Source organism: Streptomyces sp. CNB091 (assembly GCF_000377965.1).
The window spans coordinates 333,026-350,026 of record NZ_KB898995.1 but is presented as its reverse complement, the minus strand read 5'-3'; the positions used below and the strand labels follow the sequence as shown (position 1 = coordinate 350,026).

Here is a 17,001-nt window from a genome sequence, read left to right as displayed (position 1 = left end):
CCCGCGCCGTGGATGCGGCAGGCTGGGGCGATGACAACAGCGCGGGACCCGCAGAGGGACGACGGATGGACCGCCGCGGTACGGCAACGGCTGGGCCTGGGCAGACTGCTGCCGCTGGGCGGCCCGGCGGACGGCGCGTGGATCGCCGAGACGGCTGCCGCCGCGGTGCTGCGCGGGGCGACGGCCCGCCCCGGGACGGTGCTGGGGAAACTGCGGATCGGCCCGACGGAGGCGGCGGTGGAGGCGGCTGTGGCCGGAGGCGGCCGCGACGCGTCGCAGGGGCCTGCGGACCCGGCGCCGCCCCCGGCTCCGCCGAACGCGCTGCCGTCGGTACCGCTGCGGATCGAGGCGGAGTTCTCGACCACCCCCGACCGGCCGCTGCCCGACACCGCGGCGGCCCTGCGCGCGGCGCTGCTCACGGCCGCCGCCGCCCGGCTGGGTCTGGAGATCGCCGAGGTGGACCTGACGGTCACTGCATTGCTGGAGGACGGTGCGACCGATCAGGTGACGGCGGCCGCGGAGACAGCGCCGCCGGCCCCGGGCGCGAAGCCGGAGGGGCCGGTGGCGGCGGCTGCCGCCGGGGTGCCGGGGGTCGTCTCGCTGACCCGGGTCCTGGGCGACCCGGTGCACACCGCCCGCGACCATGTGCGGGTCGAGGTGGCGACGGCAGGGGACCATCGGGCGCTGGATGTCGCCCGGTCCGTGCGCACGGCGGTGGCGGCGGCCGCGGCGGAGCGGCTTCCGGTGTCGGTGCTGGTCACGGAGGTGGTCAGTCGGTGATGCCCGCCAGGTCGCGGAGTCGGCGGCCCTGGGCGGCCCGCTCGGCGACGCGCTGCTCCTCGTAGTCGCGCGAGAGCGCGCCGGCGAGGAGGGCCTTGGTCTCGACGACGGCGTCGCGGGGTGCCGCGACCAGGGCCCCGGCCAGGTCGCGCGCCGCCGCGTCGAGCTGGTCGGCGGGGACGACGAGGTTGGCGAGGCCGGTGCGCTCGGCCTCCTCGGCGTGCACGAAGCGGCCGGTGGCGCAGATTTCGAGCGCGCGGGCATACCCCACGAGGTGCACCAGGGGATGGGTGCCCGTGAGGTCGGGAACGAGGCCGAGGCTGGTCTCGCGCATGGCGAACTGCACGTCCTCGGCGACGATCCGCAGATCGCAGGCGAGGGCGAGCTGGAAGCCGGCGCCGATGGCGTGGCCCTGGACCGCCGCGATCGACACCAGGTCGTTGCGGCGCCACCAGGTGAACGCCTCCTGGTACTCGGCGATGATCGCGTCGAGCTCGGCCTCCGGGCCGCGCGCCATGTCGAGGAACGACGGCTCGCCGTCGAAGCCCTCGGGAGTGAAGGCCTGCCGGTCGAGGCCCGCGGAGAAGGACATGCCCTCTCCGCGGAGCACCACGACCCGGACCGTGCCCGGCAGCGCCCTTCCGGCCTCGGTCAACGCCCGCCACAGAGCGGGAGACTGAGCGTTGCGCTTGGCCGGGTTGGTGAGCGTCACCGTGGCGACGGCGTCGTCGACGGTGAGCCGTACACCGTCCTTGTCGAGCACAGTGTCGAGCGAGGTCATGGGGCGCCTCCGGATGGGGTGCAGTCAGCACTCGGTATGAAGTGACTGAACAGTAACCACCCGGACGACCTTGCGGTCGGCCGGGTGGTCACCCCGAATTCCGTTGGGCCCGAATGACGCCGAAGACACCGAAACGCAGAGGCCTCAGGCCGAAGCGGCCTTCTTGCCCCGTGTCGCGCCGCCGCGTCCTCGCAGCGTCACTCCGGATTCACTGAGCATCCGGTGGACGAACCCGTAGGAGCGGCCGGTTTCCTCGGCCAGCGCCCGGATGCTCGCACCGGAGTCGTACTTCTTCTTCAGGTCTGCCGCGAGCTTGTCACGCGCGGCGCCGGTTACCCGGCTGCCCTTCTTCAGAGTCTCGGCCACCCGTGCCTCCTCATGGGAAGTGCGCTCTGGACTCTCATGATCACCCCTCCCGCGCTTCCTGGCCACCCATTCGGCAAGGTCGGTGCGAGCGGTTTCCCCGACGCGAAGCGCGTCGGCGCGAGCGGAATCCTCGATTCCCCATGGCGCGCGAGGGTGCACGGCCCGGACCGGCAGGAGAACAGCCAGGTCAGGACCCTACGGGGAAGGGCGACCGGAAAGGGGGCGCACGACGGGTGAGCGCCGGGCGCAGCACCGGAGTACGAGACGTCCTCACGCAGATGATGGATCACGCGTAGGCCGAATGATCCATCCCCGGTGGATCAGGCGAGGGCGACGAGGTCGCGGTAGTCCGCTCCCCAGAGGTCCTCGACACCGTCCGGGAGCAGGATGATCCGCTCCGGCTGGAGCGCCTCGACGGCGCCCTCGTCGTGGGTGACGAGGACGACCGCGCCCTTGTAGGTGCGCAGCGCGCCGAGGATTTCCTCGCGGCTGGCGGGGTCGAGGTTGTTCGTCGGCTCGTCGAGCAGGAGCACGTTGGCGGAGGAGACGACCAGGGTCGCGAGGGCGAGCCGGGTCTTCTCGCCGCCGGAGAGCACGCCCGCGGGCTTGTCGACGTCGTCGCCGGAGAAGAGGAAGGAGCCGAGCGTCTTGCGGACGGCCACGAGGTCGAGGTCGGGGGCGGCGGAGCGCATGTTCTCCAGGACCGTGCGCTCCGGGTCGAGAGTCTCGTGCTCCTGGGCGTAGTACCCGAGCTTGAGCCCGTGACCCTCGATGATCTCGCCGGTGTCGGGCTTCTCGGCGCCGCCGAGCAGGCGGAGCAGCGTGGTCTTGCCGGCGCCGTTGAGGCCGAGGATGACGACGCGGGAGCCCTTGTCGATGGCGAGGTCGACGTCGGTGAAGATCTCCAGCGAGCCGTACGACTTGGAGAGGCCCTCCGCCATCAGCGGGGTCTTGCCGCAGGGCGAGGGGTCGGGGAAGCGCAGCTTGGCGACCTTGTCGGAGACCCGGACGGCCTCCAGACCGGAGAGCAGCCGGTCGGCGCGCTTGGCCATGTTCTGGGCGGCGACCGTCTTGGTGGCCTTGGCGCGCATCTTGTCGGCCTGCGCGTTGAGGGTCGCGGCCTTCTTCTCGGCGTTCTGGCGCTCGCGCTTGCGGCGCTTCTCGTCGGCCTCGCGCTGCTGCTGGTAGAGCTTCCAGCCCATGTTGTAGACGTCGATCTGGGAGCGGTTGGCGTCGAGGTAGAACACCTTGTTGACGACCGTCTCGACCAGGTCGACATCGTGGGAGATCACGATGAAGCCGCCGCGGTAGGACTTGAGGTAGTCGCGCAGCCAGACGATGGAGTCGGCGTCGAGGTGGTTGGTCGGTTCGTCCAGGAGCAGGGTGTCGGCGTCCGAGAAGAGGATCCGGGCCAGCTCGACACGGCGGCGCTGACCACCGGAGAGCGTGTGCAGGGGCTGGCCGAGGACCCGGTCGGGCAGGCTGAGCGCGGCGGCGATGGTGGCGGCCTCGGCCTCGGCGGCGTATCCGCCCTTGGTGAGGAACTCCGTCTCCAGGCGCTCGTACTTCTTCATGGCCTTCTCGCGGGTGGCGCCCTGCCCGTTCGCCATCCGGTCCTCGTTCTCGCGCATCTTGCGCAGGATCGCGTCGAGGCCGCGGGCGGAGAGGATCCGGTCGCGGGCGAGGATGTCGAGGTCGCCGGTGCGCGGGTCCTGCGGGAGGTAGCCCACCTCGCCGGACCTGGTGATGGTGCCCCCGGCGGGCGTGCCCTCGCCCGCGAGGCACTTGGTGAGGGTGGTCTTGCCCGCTCCGTTGCGGCCGACGAGGCCGATGCGGTCGCCCTTGGCGATACGGAAGGAGGCGGACTCGATGAGGATGCGGGCGCCGGCGCGCAGCTCGATGCCGGAAGCGGTGATCACGGAAAAACTCCAGGGCAGTTTGGACGGCGGAGGGACGAGGGCGGAGGTCTCTCGACGCCGCTAATGCACAAGGAGGAAAGCCATACGGCCCATTCTACTGGCGGTGCGCAACTTCTTTTCCGCGTGCTCGTCGGGACGAACCGTTCGATATCCGGCTCGGGGCGGCACCCACCTGGACGCGGCGGCGGTCGGCGAGGACCGGATCCCGGAGGGCGTTGTCAGCACCCGGTGGCAGACTGAGACGCAGATCACATCCATGTGGTCCGGACGGCAGGCGCGACACCGGGAGAGGTGAGTGCGATGACAGGCGGGGCGAGCGGCGTTCCCACGATCTACCCGACGATCCTGTACGACGACGCGAAGGCGGCGATCAGGACGCTGACGCAGGGCCTCGGCTTCACCGAGGAGGCGGTCTACGAAGGGGAGAACGGCAGTGTGCTGCATGCCGAGCTGTCCTGCGGCAACGGCAGGGTGATGCTCGGCTCCAAGGGGCGCGAAGGAGTGTTCGCGCGGGCGATGACGGGCGCGGGCCCGGCGGGGGTGTACGTGGTGGTGGACGAGGTGGACGAGCACTGTGCCCGCGCCAAGAAGTTCGGCGTGGAGATCCTCATGGAGCCGACCGACCAGGACTACGGCTCCCGGGACTACATGGCGCGGGACGCCGAGGGCAACGTGTGGAGCTTCGGGACGTACGCCCCGGGGTCCGGCTGAGCGGGCCGGGCGGCTCCCCGGCGCGGCGGCGGTCGGGTTCCGTGCGGGGCCCGGGGGCCGCCCGGGCCCCGGGTCAGGCTCCTCCGGTGTGCACCTGGAAGGCGGCCCGGCGGACCGCCTTGGCCAGGGCCGGGTCCGGGTGCGCCGCGGCCAGGGCGACCAGGACCTGGACGGTGCGCGGGTGGCCGACGGCCCTGACCTCGTCGAGCAGGGCCGGGACGGTGCCCTGGACCGCGGAGTCGAGGTGGCGCACCAGCAGCGCGGTCTCGCCGTGATCGGCGACGGCCGCCGCGGTGTCGACCCAGAGCCAGGTGGCCTCCTCACGGCTGAGGACGTCCGGGGCGTCGTCCGGGTCGTTGCCCTCGTACTCGGCGAGCCAGAGCAGCGCGTAGGGCCGCAGCGAGGGTTCGGCGAGCACGGCCCGGACCTCGGGTTCGGCGGGGGCGCCGACGACCCTCAGCGCCTCGAAGGCCAGTCCGCGCAGCAGCGCGTCCTCGCCCCGGGCGACGGCCAGCAGTTCGGCGACGGCGCTGCCGACGGTGCGGGCGGCGAGCCAGGCGCGGTATTCGGCGCGGGCCGGGCCGGGGGTGAGCCGGGCGCAGCCGAGGAGCATGTCGGCGGCGGACTGCTCGATGTTTCCGGCCGGGCTCTGGGCGGCGACGCAGATCTGTTCCAGCTTGACCCAGACCGCCCAGTTGCCGAGCGGGGTGAGGGTGGCGTGCCCTTTGCCGAGCGTCAGCGCCCCGACGGCGGCGAGGCCCTCCAGGGCCCAGTCGAGCAGCAGGGCGTTGAGGTCGGCGCTCCGGGCGGGTCCGGCGCCGTTCTCGGCCGTCGCTGCCCGGGCGGGGGTCTCCGCCGGGGCGGCGGGCGCGGTTCTGCCGGGCCCCAGGGGCACTTCGCAGCGCTCCTCCTGGAGTTCGGCGACGCGCTGCCCGAGGAGGTCCAGCAGGGCGGGGACGGTGACGGGCCCCGCGGAGAGCTGGAGGAGGGAGAGCACCTGGGGCACGGCCTCGACGGCTTCGGCGACCGCCCCCGCCTCGATGTCCGCGGGTGCGGCGTGGACGAGCGACCAGGCGTCGAAGAGCGCCACCCAGCCGCGCAGGACGGCGGAGTCGTCCCGGTCCCAGGCGCGCAGCCGCCAGCCGGGGCGGGCGGTGTCGCCGTGCAGTTCGATCAGTCCGGCCAGCCGGGCCCGGTCCCAGCCGGCGCGGACCTGCGCCGGGGAGAGTTCCAGAGCGGTGGCCGCCCGTTCGAGGGCGTGGGCCGCGAGCGGGGCGGCGGTGCCCGGCCCCGGCGTGCCCGCCGCCCAGTGGGCGATGCGTACGGCGTCGGCGAGCACCGTCCTGGCCTGGCGCGCCAGTTCCGTACGGGGCGGGGTGCCCTCGGGGGGCCGGGGAGCCGGCCTGGTGCGCCGGGTCGTCACGGCCTTGCGGGCGGTGGCGAGGGGTCGCGGGCGGACAAGTCGCAGCCTGGAGTCGCGCGGAGTACGGGACGTCACGGGAGCAGTCTTGCCCCTGACGGCCCGAAAGCCCAAACGGAAGGCGTTTCGCCGGTACGGGAAAGGTTCCCCCGGTGCGGCGGCAAGCGGGAGAGTTCACCCCATCGGCTCACATCAGGGGGGTGAGAAAGCGTCGCAGGGTCTCCTCGTAGCGGGCCGGGCCGGCGTTCCACATCGACGCATGCGGAGCCTGCGGCACGGCGTGGAGACTGACCACGTCCGGGCGGCGGGCGGCGAGCTCGCGGGAGGCGGCCCAGGGGGCGATGGTGTCGTCCGGGCCGTGCAGGATCAGGGTCGGGGTGCGCAGGGAGGCGGGCGCCGAGGTCTCCAGCAGCGCGGCGGCGTTCATCCCGGTCCTGCCCTGGGCGGCGCGGACGGCGAGCGGCAGGAGGGCGGCCGGGACCCCGCGGGCCGCGGCCAGGGCGCGCAGGGTGACCTGCCAGTCCAGCACCGGGGAGTCGAGGACGAGGCCGCTGATCCGGTCGCGGAGCGGGGACTCGACCGCGGCGTACAGGGCCATGGTGGCGCCGGTGGACCAGCCGTGGACGATCACGTTGCGGGCCCCGTGGCGCAGGGCCCAGCGGACGGCGGCGTCGAGGTCGCGCCACTCGGAGGCGCCGAAGTGGCTGAGGCCGTCCGCGGGGCGGGGGGCTCCGGGGTCGCCCCGGTGGGCGAGGTCGAGCACGGGGAAGCTCTGTTCGTGGAGGAACCCCATCAGGTTCATGGGGTGGGCCCGGGTGGTGCCGAGGCCGTGCACGGTGATGACCCAGGTGTCGCGGGCGCCGGGGACGTACCAGGCGGGCAGGGTGCCCAGCTCGCCGGGGATCTCGACCTCCTGGTGGTCCAGGCCGAGGTCACCGCTCGGGTCGCCGTCGTACAGCGCGGGGGTGAGCCGCACTTTCGCGCCCGGTTCGAGGAGTCCCCGGCCGACGCTCTCCAGCCTGCGGACGACGGTGTCGGCGGCCTGGGAGGCCCCTTCGACGACGGGCCCGACGACCGCGTGGACGCCGGGCCCGGACAGGCCGTAGGTGCCGGGCCTGAGCGCCGAGAAGGACCGGGTCAGGGTGACCTGTCCGGCCGCCGTGGCGTGCACGGTGAGTCTGCGGTCGGCGGGGAGGGGACGTCCGGGCGTCGCTCTGAGGGCGACGTCGCTGGCGTACCGGCCGGCCGCGACCGCTGTCGCACCGACGCCGAGGATCGTGGTGACGGCCGTTGCCGTCGCGGTTACCGGGCGCACCGCTTCAGTGTCGTGGGGCGGGAGGCGGGCTGCCAGTGGGCGGGGCCGTCCGGGTCGGACGCGGGCCGGGGCCGGTCCGGGGCCGTGGCCCGGGCCCCGGTGGTCCACGGGGGTGCTCGGAGGCAGACGGGGGTCAGCCGGGCTGGCCGTATCCCTTGAGGGCTTCCGTCGCCTCGGCCAGCTGGGCCGCGTCGAGCAGGGACGGGGTGCGGCCGGGTAGGGAGCTCGCGGTGAGCCAGAGGCGGCAGAGCCACTCCAGTTGGGCGGTGCGCTCATAGGCCCGGTCGAGCGTGTCGCCGTAGGTGACGGTGCCGTGGTTGGCCAGCAGACAGCCGGTGCGGCCCTCCAGGGCGCCGAGCATGGCCTCGGCCAGTTCCGGGGTGCCGTAGCGGGCGTAGGCGGCGGTGCGGACGGGGCCGCCGAGGAGGGCGGCGGCGTAGTGGACGAGCGGCACCTCGGTGACGAGGGTGGAGACGGCGGTGGCGTGCACGGCGTGGGTGTGCACCACGGCGGCGGCGTCGGTGGAGCGGTAGACGGCCAGGTGGAGGGGGAGTTCGCTGGTCGGACCGAGGTCGCCGAGGACCTGGCGGCCTTCCAGATCCACGCCGACCGCGTCGTGGGGTCCGAGCCGGTCGTAGGGCACCCCGCTGGGCGTGACCAGGACCAGGTCGCCGACGCGGGCCGACACGTTGCCCGAGGTGCCGACGACCAGGCCGTCCGCCGCGCTGCGGCGGGCGGTCGCGACGACGTCCAGCCAGGTCCGGCCGACGGATTCCGAGTGCTGCTCGCTCATGGGGCGAGCGTAGGGGTCAAGAGGCGCAACCGGAACGTCACATGAGAGGTGACGGAGGTCTCTTCCGAGTGCCGAACAGCCGTTCAAAATGTTCGCCATCCAGTGGCAAAGAGCAGCCCACGCCCCGCCCCACAGGCACCATGCGGCCCCTCCCGGACACAAGCGGAGGGAGCGCACTCCGTTTGGAGTCACCGCAGCGCCCTGCCCAGTTCATCTTCCGTTCATCCAGGTTGCCTACGGTCCATGTGCCACTGACGTCGAACGATTGCCTGGGTAAATGGAACACATCACGCTGCTGCTTGCGATTGTGGTCGTGACAGCTCTCGTGTTCGATTTCACGAACGGTTTCCACGACACCGCCAACGCGATGGCTACGACCATCTCGACCGGCGCTCTGAAGCCCAAGACAGCGGTGGCGATGTCCGCCGTTCTCAACCTGATCGGCGCGTTCCTGTCGGTGGAGGTCGCCAAGACGATCTCCGGCGGGATCGTCAACGAAGACGGCATCAGAACCGAGGTCATCTTCGCGGCGCTCGTCGGCGCCATCCTGTGGAACCTCCTGACCTGGCTGGTCGGCCTGCCCTCCAGCTCCTCCCACGCCCTGTTCGGCGGACTGATCGGCGCCGCCGTCATGTCGGCCGGCTGGTCCTCGATCAACGGCGGCACCGTCGTCACCAAGGTGCTGCTGCCCGCGATCGCGGCCCCCCTGGTCGCCGGTATCGCCGCGATGCTGGCCACGCGGCTGACGTACCGGATCAACCGGAACGTCACCGACGAGGGACAGCTCAAGTCGACCGCCAAGGGCTACCGGACCGGACAGATCGCCTCCGCCGGTCTCGTCTCGCTCGCCCACGGCACCAACGACGCCCAGAAGACGATGGGCATCATCACCCTGGCGCTCGTCACCAGCGGTGTCCTGGCCCCCGGCTCCAACCCGCCCATGTGGGTCATCGTCTCCGCCGGTGTGGCCATCGCGCTCGGCACCTACCTCGGCGGCTGGCGCATCATCCGCACGATGGGCAAGGGACTGACCGACCTCCAGCCGCCGCAGGGCTTCGCCGCCCAGACCAGCGCGGCGACGGTCATCCTGGCCTCCTCGCACCTCGGCTTCTCGCTCTCCACCACCCAGTCCTGCTCCGGTGCCGTCATGGGCGCGGGCCTCGGCCGCAAGGGGGGCGTGGTCCGCTGGTCCACCGCCACCCGGATGTTCGTCGCCTGGGGGCTGACGCTCCCGGCGGCCGGTCTGATCGGTGCGGGCGCCGAGTTCCTGACCAAGCAGGGCCCCTGGGGCATCGCCGTCACGGCGGTCATCCTGGTGGGCGGTTCGTTCGCCATCTGGCTGGCCTCGCGCCGCCAGCCGGTCGACCACACCAACGTCAACGACACGGACGGGGAGGGCGAGCCCCAGGGCGTCGTCACCACCGCCATGGCGGCGGTCCAGCCGCCGCCCGTCGGCGGCCCGGCCGCCGACCTCGCAACCACCATCCCGGCCCCGGCCTCGGCGCCCGACGACCCGGCCCGGCCGCCGGCCAAGGTGTAAGGACAGATCCGCATGAAAATCGACTGGGCAGCTCTCGCCTCCGTCTTCGGTGTCAGCCTTGTGGTCACCGTCGCGCTGGTCGGCCTCTTCACCCTGGGCATCGTCGCCCTCTCCAAGCAGTCCGCCACGGCCGGAAGCAACGCCGCCGGCGGGTCGGTCGCGCTGGCGCGCACCGGCGCGTACGCCTGCTTCGCGGCGTGCGTGGCCGCGGTCACGTACGGGATCTACCTGATCGTCGCCTGACCCCGTACCCCGCACCCCTTCGGGCCGGACACACTCTCGTGTGTCCGGCCCGATGTGTGTCTGCGCACAGTGGAGCCCCGCAGGTCAACAGCGAGTTGACGGCTGTTCGCGGGGCGTGGTGGACTGCCGGAGCCATTTACGGCGACAGCAGAGGAAGCCGGTGCGAATCCGGCGCGGTCCCGCCACTGTCACCGGGGAGCGCTCCCCCACACCGGAACGTCACGGCCCGCTCACGTGGGCTGGAAGGCCGGGGGAACCGCGGATCCGGAAGCCAGGAGACTCTCGTCGCCGGTCACGTCGTACCAGGGCGCGGACCCTGAGTGAGGACATACGCCATGCCCGGCCGCCGTGTGCCCCTTCCTGTGCCCCCCACGACAGGCCCTCGCGCCGGAACACCTCTCCCCGCGACCGGCTGAGCCATGCGTGCCGACCGCGTTTTCGCGTACGGCGCCACGGCCGGGCTGATCGCCGACGCCCTGTTCGGCGACCCCCGCCGGGGCCACCCCGTCGCCGGGTTCGGCCGCGCCGCCGCGCGGGTGGAGTCCCTGCTGTGGCGTGACGGCCGGGGGCGGGGCGCGCTGCACACCCTCGTCTGCGCCGGAGGCGCCGTGGGGGCCGCAGCGCTGACCGCGCGCGCCGTCCGGGGACGCCCCGCGCTCGCCGTCGCGCTGACCGCCGCCACCGCCTGGTCCGTCGTCGGCGGGACGTCACTGGGGCGGGAGGCCCGCGCCATCGGCGGCGCCCTGACCGCCGGGGACCTGGAGGTGGCACGGGAGCGCCTGCCGCGTCTGTGCGGGCGCGATCCCCACTCCCTGGACGGTCCGGCCATCGCCCGCGCGGTCGTCGAGTCGGTCGCCGAGAACACCTCGGACGCCGTCGTCGGCGCGCTGGTGTGGGGGGCGATCGGCGGGGTGCCGGGGCTCGTCGGCTTCCGGGCGGTGAACACGCTCGACGCGATGGTCGGCCACAAGTCGCCCCGCTACCGCCGTTACGGCTGGGCCTCGGCCCGTCTGGACGACCTCGCCGGGTGGCCCGGCGCCCGGCTGACGGCCGCGCTGGCCGTGGCGGGCGGCGGGCGGCCCCGGGAGGCCGTACGCGCCTGGAGGGCGGACGCGGGGCGTCACCCGAGCCCGAACGCGGGGCCGGTGGAGGCCGCGTTCGCGGGAGCGCTCGGTGTGCGGCTGGGCGGGACCCTGGCGTACGCGGGGCGCGTCGAGCACCGGCCGGTGCTGAACGGGGAGTCCGGGCGGGACGTGCGGGGCGCGGACATCGAACGCGCGGTACGGCTGTCGCGCCGGGTGAGCGCGCTGGCCCTCGGCGTGTGCGTGGCGGGGCGGATGGTCGCGGGCCGCGTGGTCGCGCGACGGTCGCTGGCAGGGCGGCAGCGGGGTCGGGGGCGGTCATGAACGGTCCGGCACGGAACGCGGTACGGGAACGGGAGCGGGCATGAGCGGCGGGCTGCTGGTCGCGGGGACCACATCGGACGCGGGCAAGAGCGTCGTCACGGCGGGCATCTGCCGGTGGCTGGTGCGCCGGGGCGTGAAGGTCGCGCCCTTCAAGGCCCAGAACATGTCCCTGAACTCCTTCGTGACCCGGCAGGGCGCGGAGATCGGCCGGGCCCAGGCGATGCAGGCGCAGGCCGCCCGGGTGGAGCCGACGGCCCTGATGAACCCGGTGCTGCTGAAACCCGGCAGTGACCGGTCCAGCCAGGTCGTGCTGATGGGCAGGCCGGTGGGAGAGATGAGCGCCCGGGGGTACCACGGGGGGCGGCAGGAAGCGTTGCTCGGGACGGTGACGGACTGTCTTCAGGAGCTGAGGGCCACGTACGACGCGGTCATCTGCGAAGGAGCCGGGTCCCCGGCCGAGATCAATCTGCGGCGCACGGACATCGTGAACATGGGGATCGCGCGGGCCGCGAGGTTCCCGGTCCTGGTGGTCGGGGACATCGACCGGGGCGGGGTCTTCGCTTCCTTCTTCGGTACGACGGCGCTGTTGAGCGCGGAGGACCAGGCGCTCGTCGCGGGCTATCTGGTGAACAAGTTCCGGGGCGACGTCTCGTTGCTGGAACCGGGCCTGGACATGCTGTACGGGCTGACCGGGCGGCGGACGTACGGGGTGCTGCCGTACGCGCACGGGCTCGGCATCGACGAGGAGGACGGTCTGCGGGTGTCCCTGCGGGGTGCGGTGCGGGAGTCGGTCGTGGCTCCCCCGCACGGCGAGGACGTGCTGCGGGTGGCGGTCTGTGCCGTGCCGCTGATGTCGAACTTCACGGATGTGGACGCGCTGGCCGCCGAACCGGGCGTCGTCGTGCGGTTCGTGGACCGGGCGGAGGAGCTGGCCGACGCGGACCTGGTGATCGTGCCCGGGACGCGCGGCACGGTGAAGGCGCTGACGTGGCTGCGCGAGCGGGGCCTCGCGGACGCGCTGGTGCGGAGGGCCGCGGAGGGCCGGCCGGTGCTGGGGATCTGCGGCGGGTTCCAGGTGCTCGGCGAGCGGATCGAGGACGAGGTGGAGTCGCGGGCCGGCGTCGTGGACGGGCTCGGGCTGCTGCCGGTGCGCGTCCGCTTCGACCGGGACAAGACGCTGGCGCGGCCGGTCGGTTCGGCGCTGGGCGAGCCGGTGGAGGGGTACGAGATCCACCACGGGGTGGCCGATGTGCGGGGCGGGGAGCCGTTCCTCGACGGGTGCCGGGTGGGGGCGGTGTGGGGGACGCACTGGCACGGGTCTCTGGAGAGCGACGCGTTCCGGCGGCGGTTCCTGGTGGAGGTGGCCCGGGCCGCCGGGCGGCGGTTCGTGCCGGCGCCGGACACGAGTTTCGGGGTGCTGCGGGAGGAGCAGCTGGATCGGCTCGGGGATCTGGTGGAGGAGCACGCGGACACGGACGCGTTGTGGCGGTTGATCGAGGAGGGTGCGCCTGCGGGGCTGCCGTTCGTGCCGCCGGGGGCGCCCGCCTCGCCGGGGGCCGACGCGGGTACGGGTGCGGGTGGTCCGGCGAGCCGGGGCGCTGCCCCGGACCCCGCTCCTCAATCGCCGGAGGGGCTTGATTGTGCCGGGCCAACGCCCCGGGGGCTCGGGGAAGCAGCTGTTGTTCATGTCGACCAGGAGGCCAAGTGAGTACGCCGTATCCCTTCACCGCGATCGTCGGGCAGGACGACCTGCGGCTCGGGCTGTTGCTGAACGCGGTCAGTCCGGCTGTCGGCGGGGTGCTCGTACGGGGCGAGAAGGGGACCGCCAAGTCCACCGCCGTGCGCGCGCTCGCCGCCCTCATGCCGGAGGTCTCCGTCGTGCCGGGGTGCCGGTTCTCCTGCGATCCCCTCTCCCCCGATCCGGCGTGTCCCGACGGGCCGCACGCGGAGGCCGTCGGTGTGTCGCGGGCCGCGCGGACCGTGGAGCTGCCTGTCGGCGCGTCCGAGGACCGGCTCGTGGGGGCGCTGGACATCGAGCGGGCGCTGTCGGAGGGCGTGAAGGCGTTCGAGCCGGGGCTGCTGGCCGACGCGCACCGCGGCATCCTGTACGTCGACGAGGTCAACCTGCTCCACGACCACCTGGTGGATCTGCTGCTGGACGCGGCGGCCATGGGCGCCTCGTACGTCGAGCGCGAGGGCGTCTCCGTACGGCACGCGGCACGTTTCCTGCTGGTCGGGACGATGAACCCGGAAGAGGGCGAGCTGCGCCCGCAGTTGCTGGACCGGTTCGGGCTGACCGTCGAGGTGGCCGCCTCCCGGGACACCGACGAGCGGGTCGAGGTGGTGCGGCGCAGGCTCGCGTACGACGACGACCCCGAGGGGTTCGCCGCGCGCTGGGCCGGGGAGGAGAGCGCCCTGCGGGAGCGCATCGCCGCCGCGCGCGCCCTGCTGCCCCGGGTCGTACTCGGTGACGGCGTGTTGCGGCAGATCGCCGCGACCTGCGCCGCGTTCGAGGTCGACGGGATGCGGGCCGACATCGTGATGGCCCGTACCGCGACCGCGCTGGCCGCCTGGGCGGGCCGCGAGGAGGTCACCGCCGACGATGTGCGGCAGGCCGCTCTCCTCGCGCTCCCCCACCGGCGTCGCCGCAACCCGTTCGACGCGCCCGGCCTGGACGAGGACAAGCTCGACCAGACCCTGGACGAGGCCGCAGGGGACGAGGGACAAGGCAGCAACGACGACGATCCCGACCCCGGCCCCGATGGCGGTGGGGGCGGTGGCGGTGGCGTACCGCCGCAGGCCGATGGCGACCGCACCCCGCCAGGGACTTCGGACGACGACGACACGCCGTCCGGGGCTCCCGAGGGCAGTCCCGACACGCCCGGCCGGTCCACCGGGGCCGAGCAGCAGCCGGTGGCGTCCGCCGAGCCGTTCCGGACGAAGATGCTCAGCGTGCCGGGGCTGGGCGAGGGCGCTGCGGGGCGGCGCTCGCGGGCCCGTACCGAGCACGGGCGTACGACCGGCGCCCGCCGCCCGCAGGGGTCGCTGACCAAGCTGCATCTGGCCGCGACCGTGCAGGCCGCCGCCCCGCACCAGCGGGCGCGCGGGCGCTCGGGGCGGGGGCTCGTGGTGCGCCGGGACGATCTGCGGCAGGCGACCCGGGAGGGGCGTGAGGGCAACCTCGTGCTGTTCGTCGTGGACGCGTCGGGCTCGATGGCGGCGCGGCAGCGGATGAGCGCGGTCAAGGGGGCCGTGCTGTCGCTGCTGCTGGACGCCTACCAGCGGCGGGACAAGGTCGGGCTGGTCACCTTCCGGGGCAAGGAGGCGGAGGTGGTGCTGCCGCCGACCTCGTCCGTGGACGCGGCCGCCTCCCGTCTGGAGTCGCTGCCGACCGGGGGCCGTACGCCGCTGGCCTCGGGACTGCTCAAGGCTCATGACGTGCTGCGGGTGGAGCGGCTGCGCGATCCGTCGCGGCGGCCCCTGCTCGTCGTGGTGACGGACGGCCGGGCGACCGGCGGGCCGGATCCGGTGGCGCTCGCGGGGCGGGCCGGACGGCTGCACCGCTCGGAGGGGACGGCATCCGTCGTCGTGGACTGCGAGTCGGGGTACGTACGCCTCGGTCTCGCCGGGGAGTTGGCCCGGGAACTGGGAGGCGCCGCCGTCACGCTCGACGAGCTGCGGGCCGACTCGATCGCCGGGCTCGTCAAGGACGTCACCGCAGCCGGGAGGGCCGCTTAATGCCGCAGGGACAGCCGACATCGGTGCCGGACGACGGGCTCACCACCCGTCAGCGGCGCAACCGTCCGCTCCTGTTCGTCCACACCGGTATCGGCAAGGGCAAGTCGACGGCCGCCTTCGGGCTCGCGTTGCGGGCCTGGAACCAGGGCTGGCCGATCGGGGTGTTCCAGTTCGTGAAGTCCGCGAAGTGGAAGGTCGGCGAGGAGAACGCGCTGAAGGTCCTCGGAGCGAGCGGCGAGGGCGGCACCGTCGACTGGCACAAGATGGGCGAGGGCTGGTCCTGGGTCCAGCGCGACGGTCAGCTCGACAACGAGGAGAAGGCCCGCGAGGGCTGGGAGCAGGTCAAGCGCGACCTGGCGGCCGAGACGTACAAGCTGTACGTGCTCGACGAGTTCGCCTACCCGCTGCACTGGGGCTGGATCGACACGGACGAGGTCGTCGAGGTGATGCGGAACCGGCCCGGCACCCAGCATGTGGTGATCACCGGCCGCAACGCGCCGGACAAACTGATCGAGGCCGCCGACCTGGTGACCGACATGTCGAAGGTCAAGCACCCGATGGACGCGGGGCAGAAGGGCCAGAGGGGCATCGAGTGGTGACCGTGCCCCGTCTGGTCATCGCCGCTCCGGCCTCCGGCAGCGGCAAGACCACCGTCGCCACCGGGTTGATGGCCGCCTTCGCCGCGCGCGGGCTCGCCGTCTCCCCGCACAAGGTGGGGCCGGACTACATCGATCCGGGCTACCACTCGCTGGCGACGGGACGCCCCGGCCGCAATCTCGACGCGTACATGTGCGGGACGGATCTGATCGCCCCGCTGTTCGCGCACGGGTCGGCGGGGTGCGACCTCGCCGTGGTCGAGGGGGTGATGGGGCTGTACGACGGCGCCTCGGGGCAGGGGGAGCTGGCGTCCACCGCGCAGGTGGCGAAGCTGCTGCGCGCCCCCGTGGTGCTGGTGGTGGACGCCTCCTCGCAGTCCCGTTCGGTGGCGGCCCTGGTGCACGGGTTCGCCTCCTGGGACCCCGAGGTCCGGATCGGCGGGGTGATCCTGAACAAGGTGGCCTCCGACCGGCACGAGGCGCTGCTGCGGGACGCGCTGGACGAGTCGGGGCTGCCGGTCCTGGGCGTGCTGCGGCGGGCCCCGCAGGTGGCGACGCCCTCGCGCCATCTGGGGCTGGTCCCGGTGGCCGAGCGGGGCTCCGAAGCGGTGGACGCCGTGGCGGCGATGGGCGAGCGGGTGCGCGCCGGGTGCGACCTGGACGCGCTGATGGCGCTGGCCCGGACGGCGCCGGCGCTGCCGGACGAGACGTGGGAGCCGGAGTACGCCCAGGGTCCCGGCGCGGTGAAGCCCGTCGTGGCCGTGGCCGGCGGGGCGGCGTTCACCTTCGCGTACGCGGAACACGCCGAGCTGCTGACGGCGGCCGGTGCGGAGGTCGTGGTCTTCGACCCGCTGCGGGACGAGAAGCTGCCGGGGGGCACGGCGGGGCTCGTCATCGGCGGCGGGTTCCCGGAGATGTACGCCCCCGAGCTGTCGGCCAACGAGCCGTTGCGGCGGGCGGTCACGGAACTGGCCCTGAGCGGCGCCCCGGTGGCGGCCGAGTGCGCGGGGCTGCTGTACCTGGCGCGGGAGCTGGACGGGAAGCCCATGTGCGGGGTGCTGGACGCCGAAGCACGGATGTCCGAGCGGCTGACGCTCGGGTACCGCCAGGCGGTGGCCGTGTCGGACAGTGCGCTGGCGGTCGCGGGGACCCGGATGCGCGGTCACGAGTTCCACCGCACGGTGCTGGAGCCCGGGGCGGGGACCACGCCCGCCTGGGGCATGCACCAGCCGCAGCGGCGGGTCGAGGGGTACGTCCAGCGGGGCGTTCACGCGAGCTATCTGCACACCCACTGGGCCGCGTCGCCCGGGGTGGCCCGGCGGTTCGTCGAGCACTGCCGGGCGCGGTGAACCCACCGTCCGGGGGGCGCGCCCGTCGTGACGGGGCGCTCGGG

15 protein-coding genes and 1 riboswitch are annotated in these 17,001 nt (G+C 73.6%); of the genes, 9 read left to right on the top strand and 6 right to left on the bottom strand.

Features of this window, described 5'->3' with window-relative positions; genetic code table 11:
- Nucleotides 1-30: 30 nt before the first annotated feature.
- Nucleotides 31-780, top strand: a complete 750-nt coding sequence (locus D581_RS0113325) for a hypothetical protein (RefSeq protein WP_018957712.1) — start codon at nucleotides 31-33, stop codon at nucleotides 778-780.
- On the opposite strand, the gene D581_RS0113320 is transcribed toward D581_RS0113325, so the two are convergent.
- From D581_RS0113320 to D581_RS0113310, 3 genes are all read right to left on the bottom strand, one after another.
- Nucleotides 770-1,561 carry an enoyl-CoA hydratase/isomerase family protein gene (locus D581_RS0113320; RefSeq protein ID WP_018957711.1) on the bottom strand — a complete coding sequence of 264 codons (792 nt, stop codon included), beginning with the start codon at nucleotides 1,559-1,561 and terminating at the stop codon, nucleotides 770-772. The two genes, D581_RS0113325 and D581_RS0113320, sit on opposite strands and share 11 nt — an antisense overlap.
- 144 nt (nucleotides 1,562-1,705) lie before the next feature.
- On the bottom strand, nucleotides 1,706-1,927 hold the full coding sequence (locus D581_RS0113315; protein ID WP_006123601.1) for a helix-turn-helix domain-containing protein: 222 nt from the start codon (nucleotides 1,925-1,927) through the stop codon (nucleotides 1,706-1,708).
- A 320-nt stretch (nucleotides 1,928-2,247) separates the two neighbouring features.
- Nucleotides 2,248-3,846, bottom strand: a complete 1,599-nt coding sequence (locus D581_RS0113310) for an ABC-F family ATP-binding cassette domain-containing protein (protein ID WP_018957710.1) — start codon at nucleotides 3,844-3,846, stop codon at nucleotides 2,248-2,250.
- A gap of 300 nt (nucleotides 3,847-4,146) precedes the next feature.
- Between D581_RS0113310 and D581_RS0113305 the strand changes: the two genes are divergently transcribed.
- Nucleotides 4,147-4,557 carry a VOC family protein gene (locus D581_RS0113305; protein WP_018957709.1) on the top strand — a complete coding sequence of 137 codons (411 nt, stop codon included), beginning with the start codon at nucleotides 4,147-4,149 and terminating at the stop codon, nucleotides 4,555-4,557.
- 73 nt (nucleotides 4,558-4,630) lie between these two features.
- Here D581_RS0113305 and D581_RS0113300 read toward each other — a convergent pair whose 3' ends face one another.
- From D581_RS0113300 to D581_RS0113290, 3 genes are all read right to left on the bottom strand, one after another.
- A complete protein-coding gene (locus D581_RS0113300) occupies nucleotides 4,631-5,980 on the bottom strand; it encodes a hypothetical protein (protein ID WP_026290475.1) in 1,350 nt (449 codons plus the stop codon).
- A 184-nt stretch (nucleotides 5,981-6,164) separates the two neighbouring features.
- Nucleotides 6,165-7,292, bottom strand: coding sequence for an alpha/beta fold hydrolase (locus D581_RS0113295; RefSeq protein ID WP_018957707.1), 1,128 nt, complete (start codon nucleotides 7,290-7,292; stop codon nucleotides 6,165-6,167).
- A gap of 133 nt (nucleotides 7,293-7,425) precedes the next feature.
- On the bottom strand, nucleotides 7,426-8,085 hold the full coding sequence (locus D581_RS0113290) for a class II aldolase/adducin family protein (protein WP_018957706.1): 660 nt from the start codon (nucleotides 8,083-8,085) through the stop codon (nucleotides 7,426-7,428).
- A gap of 277 nt (nucleotides 8,086-8,362) precedes the next feature.
- Here D581_RS0113290 and D581_RS0113285 point away from each other — a divergent pair, with 277 nt between their 5' ends.
- The 7 genes from D581_RS0113285 (at nucleotide 8,363) to D581_RS0113255 (ending at nucleotide 16,957) form a co-directional block, all read left to right on the top strand.
- Nucleotides 8,363-9,625 (top strand): inorganic phosphate transporter, encoded by a 1,263-nt coding sequence (locus D581_RS0113285; RefSeq protein ID WP_018957705.1) that lies wholly within the window; start codon nucleotides 8,363-8,365, stop codon nucleotides 9,623-9,625.
- A gap of 12 nt (nucleotides 9,626-9,637) precedes the next feature.
- Nucleotides 9,638-9,868: a hypothetical protein gene (locus tag D581_RS0113280; RefSeq protein WP_018957704.1), complete on the top strand. Its 231-nt coding sequence runs from the start codon at nucleotides 9,638-9,640 to the stop codon at nucleotides 9,866-9,868.
- 151 nt (nucleotides 9,869-10,019) lie between these two features.
- Nucleotides 10,020-10,149, top strand: a riboswitch (cobalamin riboswitch).
- A 138-nt stretch (nucleotides 10,150-10,287) separates the two neighbouring features.
- Entirely contained in the window at nucleotides 10,288-11,274 is a 987-nt protein-coding gene (locus D581_RS0113275) for a cobalamin biosynthesis protein (RefSeq protein ID WP_018957703.1), read from the top strand.
- A gap of 40 nt (nucleotides 11,275-11,314) precedes the next feature.
- Nucleotides 11,315-12,982, top strand: coding sequence for a cobyric acid synthase (locus tag D581_RS0113270; protein WP_018957702.1), 1,668 nt, complete (start codon nucleotides 11,315-11,317; stop codon nucleotides 12,980-12,982).
- A complete protein-coding gene (locus tag D581_RS0113265) occupies nucleotides 12,979-15,012 on the top strand; it encodes a putative cobaltochelatase (RefSeq protein ID WP_018957701.1) in 2,034 nt (677 codons plus the stop codon). Before D581_RS0113270 ends, D581_RS0113265 begins: the two co-directional genes overlap by 4 nt.
- Nucleotides 15,012-15,611: a cob(I)yrinic acid a,c-diamide adenosyltransferase gene (cobO, locus tag D581_RS0113260; protein ID WP_018957700.1), complete on the top strand. Its 600-nt coding sequence runs from the start codon at nucleotides 15,012-15,014 to the stop codon at nucleotides 15,609-15,611. Before D581_RS0113265 ends, cobO begins: the two co-directional genes overlap by 1 nt.
- Nucleotides 15,605-16,957, top strand: coding sequence for a cobyrinic acid a,c-diamide synthase CobB (locus D581_RS0113255; RefSeq protein WP_018957699.1), 1,353 nt, complete (start codon nucleotides 15,605-15,607; stop codon nucleotides 16,955-16,957). Before cobO ends, D581_RS0113255 begins: the two co-directional genes overlap by 7 nt.
- Nucleotides 16,958-17,001 lie beyond the last annotated feature (44 nt).

What these genes read in the sequence shown, in the direction of transcription:
- D581_RS0113325 (WP_018957712.1), top strand. Translation starts at nt 31, where the DNA reads ATGACAACAGCGCGGGACCCGCAGAGGGACGACGGATGGACCGCCGCG.
- D581_RS0113320 (WP_018957711.1), bottom strand. Translation starts at nt 1,561, where the DNA reads ATGACCTCGCTCGACACTGTGCTCGACAAGGACGGTGTACGGCTCACC.
- D581_RS0113305 (WP_018957709.1), top strand. Translation starts at nt 4,147, where the DNA reads ATGACAGGCGGGGCGAGCGGCGTTCCCACGATCTACCCGACGATCCTG.
- D581_RS0113290 (WP_018957706.1), bottom strand. Translation starts at nt 8,085, where the DNA reads ATGAGCGAGCAGCACTCGGAATCCGTCGGCCGGACCTGGCTGGACGTC.
- D581_RS0113285 (WP_018957705.1), top strand. Translation starts at nt 8,363, where the DNA reads ATGGAACACATCACGCTGCTGCTTGCGATTGTGGTCGTGACAGCTCTC.
- D581_RS0113280 (WP_018957704.1), top strand. Translation starts at nt 9,638, where the DNA reads ATGAAAATCGACTGGGCAGCTCTCGCCTCCGTCTTCGGTGTCAGCCTT.
- D581_RS0113275 (WP_018957703.1), top strand. Translation starts at nt 10,288, where the DNA reads ATGCGTGCCGACCGCGTTTTCGCGTACGGCGCCACGGCCGGGCTGATC.
- D581_RS0113270 (WP_018957702.1), top strand. Translation starts at nt 11,315, where the DNA reads ATGAGCGGCGGGCTGCTGGTCGCGGGGACCACATCGGACGCGGGCAAG.
- cobO (WP_018957700.1), top strand. Translation starts at nt 15,012, where the DNA reads ATGCCGCAGGGACAGCCGACATCGGTGCCGGACGACGGGCTCACCACC.